Annotated in this window: 13 protein-coding genes; 9 read left to right on the top strand and 4 right to left on the bottom strand. The window is 72.6% G+C overall.

From position 1 onward, the window contains the following. The first annotated feature begins 95 nt into the window (after positions 1-95). From F4692_RS00830 to F4692_RS00805, 6 genes are read left to right on the top strand one after another with little or no spacing between them, the layout of a single operon-like run. The gene (locus F4692_RS00830; RefSeq protein WP_179617763.1) at positions 96-767 is read left to right on the top strand and encodes a helix-turn-helix domain-containing protein; all 672 of its coding nucleotides are present in this window, start codon (positions 96-98) and stop codon (positions 765-767) included. Beyond that, positions 764-2,455: a dihydroxy-acid dehydratase gene (ilvD, locus tag F4692_RS00825; protein WP_179617762.1), complete on the top strand. Its 1,692-nt coding sequence runs from the start codon at positions 764-766 to the stop codon at positions 2,453-2,455. The genes F4692_RS00830 and ilvD overlap by 4 nt, the downstream gene beginning before the upstream one ends. A gap of 17 nt (positions 2,456-2,472) precedes the next feature. Beyond that, a complete protein-coding gene (locus F4692_RS00820; protein ID WP_308645095.1) occupies positions 2,473-3,687 on the top strand; it encodes a kynureninase in 1,215 nt (404 codons plus the stop codon). Further along, a complete protein-coding gene (locus tag F4692_RS00815; RefSeq protein WP_179617761.1) occupies positions 3,684-4,427 on the top strand; it encodes a GNAT family N-acetyltransferase in 744 nt (247 codons plus the stop codon). Before F4692_RS00820 ends, F4692_RS00815 begins: the two co-directional genes overlap by 4 nt. A gap of 9 nt (positions 4,428-4,436) precedes the next feature. Then, positions 4,437-4,853, top strand: coding sequence for a VOC family protein (locus F4692_RS00810; RefSeq protein ID WP_179617760.1), 417 nt, complete (start codon positions 4,437-4,439; stop codon positions 4,851-4,853). Then, positions 4,850-5,311: a deoxycytidylate deaminase gene (locus F4692_RS00805; RefSeq protein ID WP_179617759.1), complete on the top strand. Its 462-nt coding sequence runs from the start codon at positions 4,850-4,852 to the stop codon at positions 5,309-5,311. The genes F4692_RS00810 and F4692_RS00805 overlap by 4 nt, the downstream gene beginning before the upstream one ends. Positions 5,312-5,345: 34 nt before the next feature. On the opposite strand, the gene F4692_RS00800 is transcribed toward F4692_RS00805, so the two are convergent. Then, positions 5,346-5,987 (bottom strand): hypothetical protein, encoded by a 642-nt coding sequence (locus tag F4692_RS00800; protein ID WP_179617758.1) that lies wholly within the window; start codon positions 5,985-5,987, stop codon positions 5,346-5,348. 46 nt (positions 5,988-6,033) lie between these two features. Between F4692_RS00800 and F4692_RS00795 the strand changes: the two genes are divergently transcribed. Next, positions 6,034-6,636 carry a TetR/AcrR family transcriptional regulator gene (locus F4692_RS00795; RefSeq protein WP_179617757.1) on the top strand — a complete coding sequence of 201 codons (603 nt, stop codon included), beginning with the start codon at positions 6,034-6,036 and terminating at the stop codon, positions 6,634-6,636. Here the strand turns inward: F4692_RS00795 and F4692_RS00790 are convergent. Beyond that, complete coding sequence (locus F4692_RS00790; RefSeq protein WP_179617756.1) at positions 6,623-7,084, bottom strand: DUF6973 domain-containing protein; 462 nt, start codon at positions 7,082-7,084, stop codon at positions 6,623-6,625. The two genes, F4692_RS00795 and F4692_RS00790, sit on opposite strands and share 14 nt — an antisense overlap. A gap of 25 nt (positions 7,085-7,109) precedes the next feature. On the opposite strand from F4692_RS00790, the gene F4692_RS00785 reads away from it, so the two are divergent. Together F4692_RS00785 and F4692_RS00780 are read left to right on the top strand one after the other, a co-directional pair. Continuing rightward, positions 7,110-8,126 carry a S66 family peptidase gene (locus F4692_RS00785; RefSeq protein ID WP_179617755.1) on the top strand — a complete coding sequence of 339 codons (1,017 nt, stop codon included), beginning with the start codon at positions 7,110-7,112 and terminating at the stop codon, positions 8,124-8,126. 50 nt (positions 8,127-8,176) lie between these two features. Beyond that, complete coding sequence (locus tag F4692_RS00780) at positions 8,177-8,863, top strand: 4a-hydroxytetrahydrobiopterin dehydratase (RefSeq protein ID WP_179617754.1); 687 nt, start codon at positions 8,177-8,179, stop codon at positions 8,861-8,863. Positions 8,864-8,939: 76 nt separating this feature from the next. On the opposite strand, the gene F4692_RS00775 is transcribed toward F4692_RS00780, so the two are convergent. After that, positions 8,940-10,847, bottom strand: coding sequence for an ELWxxDGT repeat protein (locus F4692_RS00775; RefSeq protein ID WP_179617753.1), 1,908 nt, complete (start codon positions 10,845-10,847; stop codon positions 8,940-8,942). A 119-nt stretch (positions 10,848-10,966) separates the two neighbouring features. After that, complete coding sequence (locus tag F4692_RS20635; protein ID WP_257029416.1) at positions 10,967-12,664, bottom strand: TIGR03032 family protein; 1,698 nt, start codon at positions 12,662-12,664, stop codon at positions 10,967-10,969. Positions 12,665-12,881: the final 217 nt, after the last annotated feature.

The following is a 12,881-nucleotide window of genomic DNA, read 5'->3' as shown; positions in this document are numbered from 1 at the left end:
AGGAGGAGCGGCGGGTGTCGGTGCGTGTCCGTGGAGTAGCCGTACGAGCGCTCGACCTGGGCGCCGGGGCGACGGATGCACGGGAGGTACGCGCGATGGCGGAGCAACGGGGCGGGGTGCGGGGCGGTGAGGACGACGGTGGGTCGGCCTGGGACGTGCTGCCGTGGACCGAGGCCGAGAAGGAGTGGTGGGCGATGGGCCCGTTCCCGGGTGGGGTACCCGGGCTGGTCAGGCGGATCCGTCGGATCCTGGACCTGTCGCAGCGTGGGCTCGCGGAGCTCCTCGACGTGTCCCAGTCGGCCGTCGCCCGGTGGGAGACGGGTCGTACGAGCCCGCGGGTCTCGATGATGCAGCTGCTGCTGGACCTGGCTGGTCTCGAGGTCACCGTGCGCGACGGTGCGAGCGGTGAGGTGGTCGAGGGGATGCGCGACGACGGGGCGCGCGACCGCGGCGGACGCAGGTATCCCGCCCACACGGACCTGCGGGTCACGGGGTGGTGGCTCCCGCGCGCCATGAGGACGTGGACCTCGGCGCACGCTCTCGAGCAGGAGAAGCGGTCGCGGCGGGCGAAGGACCCGGGGATCGGCTACCGCACCTCGCAGCGGTGGAAGGACTTCGAGCGGACGCGGTGGGGCGTCCCGGACGACCACCCCGCGCTCCACCAGCTCGTCGCCGAGATGGAGTGGCGCGACGAGGTCCGCGAGGAGTGGCGGCGGATGAGACGCGGCGCGTGGGGAGAAGGGGGGCCCACTAGCCTGCTGGCATGACCCACGCAGCCGACGGACCCGACATCAAGCCCCGCAGCCGCGACGTCACGGACGGCCTCCAGGCGACCGCGGCTCGCGGGATGCTCCGGGCCGTGGGGATGGGTGACGACGACTGGGCCAAGCCCCAGATCGGCGTCGCGTCGAGCTGGAACGAGATCACCCCCTGCAACCTGTCGCTCGACCGGCTCGCCAAGGCAGTGAAGAACGGCGTGCACGCCGGTGGTGGCTACCCGCTCGAGTTCGGCACCATCTCCGTCTCCGACGGCATCTCGATGGGCCACGAGGGCATGCACTTCTCGCTGGTCAGCCGCGAGGTCATCGCCGACTCCGTCGAGACCGTGATGATGGCCGAGCGCCTCGACGGCTCGGTGCTCCTCGCCGGGTGCGACAAGTCGCTGCCCGGCATGCTGATGGCCGCCGCGCGGCTCGACCTCGCCAGCGTCTTCCTCTACGCCGGCACCATCATGCCCGGCCAGGTCGACGGCCGCGACGTCACGATCATCGACGCCTTCGAGGCCGTCGGGGCCTGCCTCGCCGGCAAGATCACGCGCGAGGAGGTCGACAAGGTCGAGCGGGCGATCTGTCCCGGAGAAGGCGCCTGCGGTGGGGCGTACACCGCCAACACGATGGCCAGCGTCGCCGAGGCCCTCGGCATGTCGCTGCCGGGCAGCTCGAGCCCGCCGGCCGTCGACCGCCGCCGCGACGGGTTCGCGCACAAGTCCGGCGAGGCCGTGGTCGAGATGCTCCGCCAGGGCATCACCGCCCGCCAGATCATGACGCGCCCGGCCTTCGAGAACGCCATCGCGATGGCGATGGCCCTCGGCGGCTCGACCAACGCCGTCCTCCACCTCCTCGCCATCGCGCGCGAGGCGGAGGTCGAGCTGACGCTCGACGACTTCACCCGGATCGGCAAGAAGGTCCCTCACCTCGCGGACATGAAGCCGTTCGGCAAGTTCGTGTGGACCGACTTCGACCGCGTCGGCGGCATCCCGGTGCTCCTCAAGGCGCTGCTCGACGCGGGCCACCTGCACGGCGACGTCCTCACCTGCACCGGCAAGACGATGGCGGAGAACCTCGCCGAGCTCGACCCCAAGCCGCTCGACGGCGTGATCCTGCGCGAGCTCGACAAGCCGATCCACGCCACGGGCGGCCTGACCATCCTCAAGGGCTCGCTCGCCCCAGACGGGGCCGTGGTCAAGAGCGCGGGCTTCGACGACTCGACCTTCACCGGGACCGCGCGGGTCTTCGACGGCGAGCGCAAGGCGCTCGACGCGCTCGCCGAGGGTGCGATCCAGGCCGGCGACGTGGTCGTGATCCGCTACGAGGGCCCCAAGGGCGGCCCGGGCATGCGCGAGATGCTCGCCATCACCGGCGCCATCAAGGGCGCCGGGCTCGGCAAGGACGTCCTGCTGATCACCGACGGCCGCTTCTCCGGCGGCACGACCGGGCTCTGCGTCGGCCACATCGCCCCCGAGGCGAGCGACGGCGGACCGATCGCGTTCCTGCGCGACGGCGACCGGATCACCCTCGACGTGGGCAACATGACGCTCGACGTCCACGTCGACGAAGCCGAGCTCGCGGCACGCGCCGAGGGCTGGGAGCCGCTCCCGCCGAAGTACACCCGCGGCGTGCTCGGCAAGTACCGCAAGGTCGTCCAGAGTGCCGCCCACGGGGCGGTCTGCTACTGACGGATAGGTTGCGGGGCGTGAGCACCTCCACCGAGTTCGACGCGTCCGACCCGCTCGCGGCCTTCCGTGACCGCTTCGTCGGCGCCGAGACAGACCTCGTCTACTTCGACGGCAACTCGCTCGGGCGGCCGGTGGCCGCGACCGCCGAGCGGTTGGCCGACTTCGTCCGGCAGGACTGGGGAGGCCGGCTGATCCGCGGCTGGGACGAGCAGTGGATGGACCTGCCCACCACCCTCGGCGACGACCTCGGTCGGATCACGCTCGGCGCAGCGGCCGGCCAGACGGCGATCGGCGACTCGACGACCGTGTGGCTCTACAAGCTCATGCGGGCGGCCGTCGACCACGTCGCCCGCACGGAGCCGGGTCGCACCGAGATCGTCATCGACACCGACAACTTCCCGACCGACCGATACGTCGCCGAGGGCATCGCCGCCGAGCGCGGGCTCACCCTGCGCTGGATCGAGGTCGACACCTCGGCCGGGGTGAGCGCCGACCAGCTCCGCGAGGTCGTGGGGGAGCGCACCGCCCTGGTGGTCCTCAACCACGTGGCCTACCGGTCCGCCTGGCTCGCCGACGCGCCCGAGCTCACCCGCATCGCCCACGACGCCGGCGCGCTCGTCCTGTGGGACCTCTGCCACTCCGCAGGCGCGGTGCCGGTCCTGCTCGACGAGTGGGACGTCGACCTCGCGGTCGGCTGCACCTACAAGTACCTCAACGGGGGGCCCGGGTCGCCCGCCTTCGGCTACGTCGCCGCCCGCCTGCACGACGACCTCACCCAGCCGATCCAGGGCTGGATGGGCCACGCCGACCCGTTCCTGATGGGACCGGGCTACCGGCCCGCCGCAGGGATCCGCCGCTTCATCTCCGGCACCCCACCGATCCTCGGCATGGTCGCCATGCGGGCCATGCTCGAGCTCGTCGAGGAGGCCGGCATCGAGGCCGTCCGCGAGAAGTCCGTCGCGCTGACCTCGTACGCCCTCGAGGTCGCCGACGCCACGCTCCCCGACGTGACCGTGGCCTCGCCGCGCGATCCCGCCCGGCGGGGCGGCCACGTGACCCTCCACCACGACCGGATGCGGGAGGTCACCGCCCGGCTCTGGGAGCGCGACGTCATCCCCGACTACCGCGACCCCGGCGGCCTGCGGATCGGGCTGTCGCCGCTGTCGACGTCCTTCGACGAGGTCGAGCGCGGCCTCGCCGCCGTCGCGACGGTGCTGGGTGACCTGCGATGAGCCAGAACCCCACCGAACCGCGCACCAACGCGCACGGACAGCGCATCGGACGCGCCGTCGACTGGACGCCGGCCGCCCGGCCCGACCGCACGACCGTCCTGTCGGGTGCGGGGGTGCGCCTCGAGCCGATCGGGCCGCAGCACGTCGACGACCTCGTCGCGTCGGTGTGCGGCGAGGACGACGACGCCCTGTGGACCTACCTCTTCTGGGAGCGCCCCCGTGACCGGGACGAGATGGCCGCCATCGTCGAGCACGGCAGCGCGGACCCCGCCCAGGTGATGTACGCGATCGTGCCGGTCGAGACCGGGCGGGCCGCCGGGTTCTGCTCCTTGATGCGCATCGATCCCGCGATGGGCTCGATCGAGGTCGGCGGGATCGCCTACGGCCGCCAGCTGCAGCGCAGCCGCGCCGCCACCGAGGTCCAGGCGCTGCTCATGCGGCACGTCTTCGACGAGCTCGGCTACCGCCGGTTCGAGTGGAAGTGCGACAGCCTCAACGCCGCCTCGCGCCGCGCTGCCATCCGCCTCGGCTTCATCTGGGAGGGCCGGTTCCGCAACGCGGTCGTCTACAAGGGCCGCAACCGCGACACCGACTGGTTCTCGATCACCGACCAGGAGTGGCCACGCGTCCGCGCGGCACTCGACGCCTGGCTCGACGACCGCAACTTCGACGCCATGGGCCGCCAGCGCGTACGCCTCGCTGCCCGCCCGCCCGAGAAGACCGAGAAGACAGAGAAGTAAGGACCGAGCATGGACCAGCGCGTCAGCTTCATCACCCTCGTCGTGTCCGACCTCGACGCCACCCGGCGGTTCTACGTCGACGGGCTGGGCTGGGAGCCGGAGGTCGACGTCCCCGGCGAGGTGATCATGTTCCGCGTCGCGGAGAAGCTGGTCCTGAGCCTCTGGGTCGAGTCGGGCTTCGTCGCCGAGGTCGGCCATGCGCCCGTGCGTGGCGGTGTCCCCCCGGTCACGCTGTCGCACAACCTCGCCACCACCCAGGGTGTCGACACCGTGCTACAGCAGGCCCGGGCGGCGGGTGCCAGCGAGATCGGCGAGGCGAGCGAGCGCGAGTGGGGCGGCTACTCGGGCTACTTCGCCGACCCCGACGGGTTCCGCTGGGAAGTCGCCTACAACCCGCAGGAGATCGGGCAGTCTGTGCTCCCGTGAGCACCGACCTCGAGCATCCCGGCACCGCGGTCCCGGGATGGGACGACTACTTCCTCGGCATCGCCACCGCCGTGGCCGCCCGCGCCAAGTGCACGCGACGCCGTGTCGGCGCCGTCCTCACCATCGACCACCGCATCATCGCCACCGGCTACAACGGCGCCGCGCCCGGCGAGGACGACTGCCTGATGGGTGCCTGCCCACGCGGGCAGCTGGGGTACGACGCCGTCCCCGGGCTCGGCGACTACGACCGCCCCGGCACCCCGGGCTTCTGCATCGCCATCCACGCCGAGGTCAACGCGCTCCTCTTCGCCACCCGCGACACCAAGGGAGCCACGGCCTACATCACCGACCCGCCGTGCCCGGGCTGCCGCAAGGCGCTGGCCGCCGCGGGGGTGGTCCGGGCCGTCTGGCCGCACGGCGAGCACGACCGCGAGCGCCTCACGGCCTGGTCCTCATAGGTGGTCGAGTAGCGAGGCACGAGCGTATCGAGACCTACTCCGCCTCCTTCTCCTCCGCCTTCCTGCGCCGCTTCACCTCGCCACGGGCGACGAAGAACGCGATGAGGATCGGGATGGCCCACTTCCGCACGTCGTCGACCCACCCCGGCAGGTCGGGCAGGTCGGGCAGGTCGGGCCACGGGATCGACGGCAGGTCGACGTCGGGCCAGGGGATGGCCGGCAGGTCGGGCCAGGGGATCGACGGGAGGTCGACGCTCGGCCACGGGACGAGCGTCAGGAGCCAGACGAGCAGGATCGGCACACCCACGCCGGCCGCCGCGATCGCCGTCTGGCGCACGGTGTGCAGGTGCGGGTGCCGCCCGATCCACTCGGCCCGCGCCGCCGCCCTCGACCCGGCCTCCGGCTCGAGGTCGGAGCCGCCCAGCCCGGTGTGCGCCTCGGCCTCGGACCCGTGCAACGTCACCCGTCGGGCGGGCCCCGCCATCGGGAACTTCAGCCGTACGGCACCGCCGGCGCCCTCGGGGGCGATCACGATCGTCTCGTCGGAGGTCTTCTTCCGCCCGACCTCGCTCCCGTCACGGCTCCACACGGCCTCGCGGACCAGCGCCCCGCGCGTGACCTCCACGACGTGCTCGTGGTCGTCCAGCGCCAGGTGCCAGCGTTCGGTCTCCGCCATGCGTGCAATACTAGAGCACGTACTCCACTAAAGGGAACGAGAAGCCGTGGCCCGCACCGTCGACCCCGAGAAGCACCGCGCCAGGCGGCTGCTCATCATCGATGCCGCCCTGACCTGCTTCGCCGAGTCCGGGTACGCCGGCACGTCGACGGCCGCCATCTGCCGGCGGGCGGGCATCGGGTCCGGCACCTTCTTCCACTACTTCCCGACGAAGCAGTCGCTGCTCCTCGCCATCCTGGCCCTCGGCACCGACGAGACCCGCGCGTGGTTCGCGGCGTGCCCGGCTGACGGGTCGCCGATCGCGGTGGTCGAGGCCTACCTCGACCACACGTCGGCCCAGATGGCCGACCCGCGGATGCCCGGCTTCGTGCGCGCCGTGGGCGCGGTGGTGGGGGAGCCGGAGGTCGATGCGGCGCTCGACGAGGACACCCGCGTGCTCCAGGACGGGCTCGAGCCGTGGATCGTCCGTGCGCAGGAGGCCGGCGAGGTCCGCACCGACCTCCCCGCCCACGACCTGACGTCGTGGGTGCTCGTCGTGCTGGACGGCTTCCTGGGCCGGCTCGCCACCGACGCGGCGTTCACGGCCGAGAAGCAGGCAGGCACCCTGCGCGACGCCGTACGCCGCCTCCTGGCGGTCAGTGAGGTCTGACCCAGATCAGCTCGTCGGACTCCCACTTCGCCAGGGCGACCGGCACCAGGCTCGTCATCGCCTCGGACGGGGACAGGGCGGCGAGCTCCGCGGCGTGCTCGGAGCCGTACGCCTGGCCCGCGGCGTTGTTGTGCGCGTCGACCCGTGAGTCGCGTCGGTTCGGCGACCCCGCCTCCTGCGCGTCGGCGATGGAGCGGGCCGCGTCGAGCCCGAACTTCGCCGTCAACGTCGCCTGCCACATGAAGTGGCGCAGGGCGTTCGTCCGGCCCGGCACGCCCCGCCCGTGCGTCGCCGCCGCCTGCAGTGCCGCCTGCGAGACCCGGAGCACCTCCACGGCGCCGGTCGGGCCGAGCCCGGCACGCGTCGCCGCGGCCCAGAGGCGCGGGACCCCCGTCCCTGCGTGGATGGCCTGTTGCACGACGCCGCCGAAACCCCTGCCGAAACCCATGGACACACACTGTCAGAATCGTCGGATGAACCCGCGCCTCCGCTTCCCACGGCCCCTCCGACCGGGCGACACGATCGGCGTGACGTCGCCGTCCGCAGGAGTCGTGGGGGCCGGCGCCGAGCGGATCGAGTTCAGCGCCGAGTGGCTGCGCGGGCGCGGGTACGACGTGGTGGTGGGGGAGTGCATGGACGGCACGGGCCTCACCTCGGCTCCGGCCGCCGAGCGGGCGGCCGAGCTGACCCGGATGCTGACCGACCCCGACATCCGCTGCGTGGTGCCGCCGTGGGGCGGGGAGACGGCGATCGACCTGGTCGACCTCCTCGACTGGGACGCACTGGCCGCCGCAGAGCCCACCTGGCTGGTCGGCTTCTCCGACCTCTCGACCGTGCTCGTGCCGATCACGACCCGCCTCGGCTGGGCGACCGTCCACGGCGACAACCTCGCGGACACGCCGTACGCCGTCCCGGACGGGCTGCTCCACTGGCTCGACCTCGTCGGTGGCGAGGGTCCGTTCGTGCAGCGCGACTCCGGGTTGGTGGCGGACTGGTGGCGCTTCGAGGAGGACACCCGCGCGACGGAGTGGAAGCACGTCGGCAGCAGCCGCTGGGACCTCGAGGGAGGCGGCAGCCTCGACGTCACCGGGCGCCTCGTCGGCGGCTGCATCGAGACGATCGCCCACCTCGCCGGGACGCCGTACGGCGACGTCCGCGGGTGGGCGGAGGGCTTCGAGGAGCCCACGGTCGTCTACGTCGAGGCCTGCGAGGACGGCGCGATCGACATCTGTCGCTACCTGCACGGGATGCGGCTCGCGGGGTGGTTCGACCGGGCGGCGGCGGTCCTGGTCGGCAGCACCGGCGCGCCGGACCACGCCGACCTGACCCAGCGGGGCGCCGTGCTCGACGCCCTCGGTCGCCTCGACCTGCCGATCGTGTGGGACCTCGAGATCGGGCACGTGCCACCGCACCTCCCGCTGGTCAACGGGGCGCTGGCGCGCGTCGTCGTCGACGGCGACACGCGCGAGATCACGCAGACGCTGGCCTGAGGGCGGCGTGAGGGTGGCCGCGGTCGGTGGGGCGTGGCAGGGTCGAGCGCATGGCTGACCCGAAGCAGGAGCTCTCCGCCCAGCAGGTACGCGAGACGGACGGTCTCAACGACTGGCGACTGCTGCGCACCGGCATCCGTGCCCGTTTCCGCACCGGCGACTTCGCCACCGGCCTCGCGCTGGTGGACCGCATCGGCGCGGCGGCCGAGGAGGCCGACCACCACCCCGACGTCTCGCTGACCTACCCGGAGGTGATCGTCACCCTGTCCAGCCACGACGTCGGTGGCGTCACCAGCCGCGACGTCGACCTCGCCCGACGCATCAGCGGCTGCGCGGCGGAGGCGGGCGTCGAGGCGGACACCTCCGGACTGACCGAGCTCGAGCCGGGACTGGACACCGCGGCCGGCGAGCGCGTGGCGCCGTTCTACGCCGCGCTCTTCGGCGGTGAGGTGGACACGGACGGCGAGCCCGTCGACCCCAGCGGGCAGGTCCCCGGCCTGTGGTTCCAGGAGCCGGGCGAACCGAGCCCGGACGACCCGGCCCTGCCCGAGCAGGGCCACGAGCAGCGCTGGCACTTCGACGTCTGGGTCCCCGAGGACGAGGGCGAGCGACGCGTGCAGGCCGCGCTCGCCGCCGGTGGTCGTCTCGTGAGCGACCGCGCCGCGCCCTCGTACTGGGTCCTCGAGGACGCCGACGGCAACCGGCACTGCGTCTGCACCCGCTCCGGGCGCCCCTGACGCGCAGCCGGTCCGGAGACGCACGACGGCCGGGCGGAGCAGTGCTCCACCCGGCCGCAGCGCGGTGCAGGGACGATCAGACGAGCTTGACCGTGACCTTCTTGACGAGCTTGTTGCCCGCGGCGTCGGTCATCGTCACGGTGACCTTGGCCTTGACCAGGCGGTCCTTCTGCATCTTCTTCGACGCGTTGCGGTACTTGTTGACCGCAGCGAGGATCGCGGCGTTGTCCTTCTTGCTGGCCTTGAGCGTGAGCTTGGCGATCTTGCCGGAGCCGCTGGTGGTGGCCTTCTTCGCGGTGAGCTTGATCGCCTTCTTCGACCCGGCGAGCTTGATGGTGCCCTTCGCCGTGGCGGTGACGGCCTCGCCGGCGGAGGCGGCGACGACGACCTTGACCTTCTTGCCCTGCTTCTGGGCCTTCTTGACCTTCACCACCCCGTCGGAGACGGCGGTGTCGGCGGCGGGCGCCGGCGCCGGGGCCGGGGTGGCGACCGGGGCGACGGTGGCCTTCCACAGCTCGGTGCCGAGGGCGTCGGTCTCCGCGGTGAAGAAGAGCGTGCCACCCACGTTGGTCATCTGCGAGGGGTAGCTGTCGCCCACGCCCGGGTTGATGTCGCCGGCCATCGCGGTGTTGGCCGCCGTGCCGTCGGTGCGCCACAGCTCCCACCCGTGGACGCCGTTGGTGGCGCCGTAGAACAGGGTGCCGCCGACGGCGGTGAGGTTGTAGGGCTGCGACGAGAACGTGCCCGGGGCGGTGTCGGCGATCAGGGAGGCGCCGGTGCCCTCGGTCTTCCACAGCTCGCGACCGTGCACGCGGTCGGCGGCTGCGAAGACGACGGAGCTGCCCAGGGCGGTGATCTCGGACGGGTTGCTGCTGCGCTCGCCGGGGTTGATGTCGGCCACCTGGACGGTGCCCGCGGTGGTGCCGTTGGTCTTCCACAGCTCCGTGCCGAACTCCGGCGTACGACCGCTGAAGTAGACCGAGCCGCCGGCCTCCACGAGCTGGGTCTGCCCGTAGTAGGAGCCGGTGAAGCCGCTGCTGGCGCCGGGCCACACGTCCTTCACCAGGGCGGTGCCGGCCGTCGTGCCGTCCGAGCGCCACAGCTCGCGCCCGGTGGCGCCGTCGTTGCCGGCGAAGTAGACCGCGCCGCCGGCGGCGATCATCGTGTTGCCCGAGGAGTAGGTGCTCAGACCGCTGCCCGAGCCCGGCATGACGTCCTTGACGAGGGTGGTGCCGGCCGAGGTGCCGTCGCTCTTCCAGAGCTCGGTGCCGTTGGTCCCGTCGTTGGCGGCGAAGAAGAGGGATCCGCCGATGGCGACTGAGGTGCCGCCGTTGTTGAGCGAACCGCCGCCGGGGTTGATGTCCTTGACGAGGGTGGTGCCGGCCGAGGTGCCGTCGGTCTTCCAGAGCTCGGTGCCGGTGGTCCCGTCGTCGGCGGCGAAGAAGAGCGTGTTGCCGACGGCGGTGAGGCGCGCGTTGTAGGACACGCTGCTGCTGTAGCCGGGACGGATGTCCTTGACCAGCGACGTGCCGGCCGTGGTGCCGTCGGTCTTCCAGAGCTCGCGGCCGTTGCCGCCGCTGTAGGCCGTGAAGAAGAGCGTGCCGCCCACGGCGGTGAGGTTGCCCGGGCTGGCCCCGTACCCGCTGAAGTTCGTGATCATCTGCGTGCCGGCGGCGGTGCCGTTGCTCCGCCACAGCTCCTGGCCGCCACCGGGCTTGTCGGCGGTGAAGAACAGCACGCCGCCCATCTCGGTGACGTTGCTGATGTCGGCGTCGTTGTCCCCCGCGACCAGGTCGGCGACCAGGCTCGGCGTGACGGTGACGGGCGCGGCGTGCGCCGGTGCTGCTGCGCCGAGCGCAGCGGCTGCGGCGGTGATGACGCTGCCGGTGACCGCGACGGTGCGGGTACCGGTGGTGTTGCTGCGCGCGGCGCGAGCCACGGCCTTCCTGCGCTTGAGCAGCTTCTGACGCTGACGAGCCCCCACGTTCGTTCTCCTTGCTTCGGGTTGATGGTGACGTCTCGGAACCTAGGCGCATGCGCGGACGACCTCAGGCAGTTGGCATTTTCTTTACCGAGTGCCACCCCTAGGTGGGAGGGCGGCGCCTACGGACCGGGCACGAACCACGAGGTGCGCACGAGCTCGCTGCCGGGCTCGGCCACGTCGGGGAAGCGGACGCCGGGGAGGACGGCGACGTCGAAGATCTCCTGGATCCGGTCCTCGAAGCGGACCGATGCCAGCACCCGTCCCGTGGTCGTGTCGATGGCCCACACGCCGCACTCGCGCCGGGGGAGCCTGCTGATCGGGAGTCCGCCGAATGTCGCGGTCTCGCGCACCTGCGAGGTGGCCACGAAGGCGATGCCGCCGTGGAAGGACAGGCCGCGGGTGAACCCGGGGACCTCCGCCACGGTGGTCGTCTCGCCGGTCGCGGGATCGCACGTGAGCAGCCGCCCGCGACCCGACTCCAGCACCCACAGGCGACCGTCGTGCCAGCGCGGGGAGTGCGGCATCGACAACCCCTCCACGACGACCTGGCCCGAGGGCACCTCCATGACCACGCCGCCCGACGCCTTGTCGGCGCGCCAGCCGCCGGCCTCGTCACTCACGCCGAGGGCGGTGACGTAACGGGGGACGCCGTCGACGAGGGCCACGCCGTTGAGGTGGCAGCGATCCTCCGGTGCGAGTGCGCTGATGAACGGCGGGCGCCACTGCGGGACGAAGCTGTGGTCCGTGTCGAGGGTGGCCAGGCAGCTGAACTGGGTGGCGACGACCCACAGCCCGTCGGAGCCGAAGGCGAGGTCGTGGACGGCGATGTCGCCGGTGACGTGGGAGTTGCGCGGCAGGAAGCAGGCATCATGCGAGCCGGCCGGCTCCAGGGTCGGCGCGAGGGCGGCGAAGTTGCGGTAGTCGAGCACCTCCGAGCGCACGCCCAGCGCGAAGCCCGACGGGTGCAGGGCGATCCCCATCGGACGGTCGAACGCGCGCAGGTGCACGCCCAGCCGGCCCTGGTCGTGCCGCAGCAGCAGCACCCGGTCGGACTGGTAGGTCGACACCATCAGCGAGCTGCCCATCGACTGCAGGAGCTCGCCGAGGCCGTCGTCGTGCGCGGTGAGGCTGCCCGGCTGGCTGGTCGGCGCGAGGCTGGGCGCGGTCGGCTGGGACAGGGCCCGCGCCTGCGCCGCCAGCCCGTCGAGGGCCGCCACGCGCTCGTCCGGCTCGCCCGCGGCGGCGCCCGGGGCGGCGTCCGGGGCGGTTGCCGAGCGAGCGGCTGCGAGCTCACGCCAGGGGGCCGAGGAGGCGACGTGCCAGCCGAGCCCCAGGAACTCGAAGAGACGCTGGGCGGCGTCCTCCGGCTCGGCGATCAGGTCACTTGCGTCCACGACGCGGGCGCGCCCCTCGGGCAGCTGCGCGATCACCTCCAGGGCGGTCGCGGTCGTCCGCTCCCACGCGGCCAGGACGGCGGCGGGGTCGGTGTCGGTGTCGGCGGCCTCGCGCGCGAGCCGCTCGGGCTCCTCGTGGAGCAGGACGAGCAGGGCGTCCGGCGGCAGCGCAGCGAGGTCGACCGCCGCCCCGTCCGCGATGACGGCCCGGGGGCCGGCGTCGCCGCGGCGCAGGGCCGAGGTCGGGTCGTCCAGCAGCTCCGCCTGGCGCGCGAGGAGGGCGTCGTGGTCCCGCGGGTGCACGTCGGTGGCGTCCCACGCGCCGGGAGCGGTCAGCAGTGAGGCGCGCATCGACTCGAGGGAGGCGCCGGGCACGCCCGCCACGATGATGGGGCGGTGCAGGGCGTCAGGAGGGGTCGGCATGGCGAGCGATGATTCCACGGATGCCCGGGTCGGTCGGCCCGAATCCGCACACCTCGTCGAGGCCGCGGCTCCGGACGGTCGCGATGTCACATCCCGAGACTGACATTCCACATCGTGGGACGACTGTCACACTTGCTTGACGCCGGACAGCCCCGGCGACGACGGTTGTCGCATGCGCACCGAGATTCTTGTACGCACGCGACGCGTGAGCTGAGGC

Origin of the sequence: Nocardioides cavernae, assembly GCF_013410035.1 — a bacterium.
GTDB lineage: Bacteria > Actinomycetota > Actinomycetes > Propionibacteriales > Nocardioidaceae > Nocardioides > Nocardioides cavernae_A.
The sequence above is the reverse complement of the archived record's forward strand: the minus strand, read 5'-3'. Positions and strand labels throughout refer to the sequence as shown.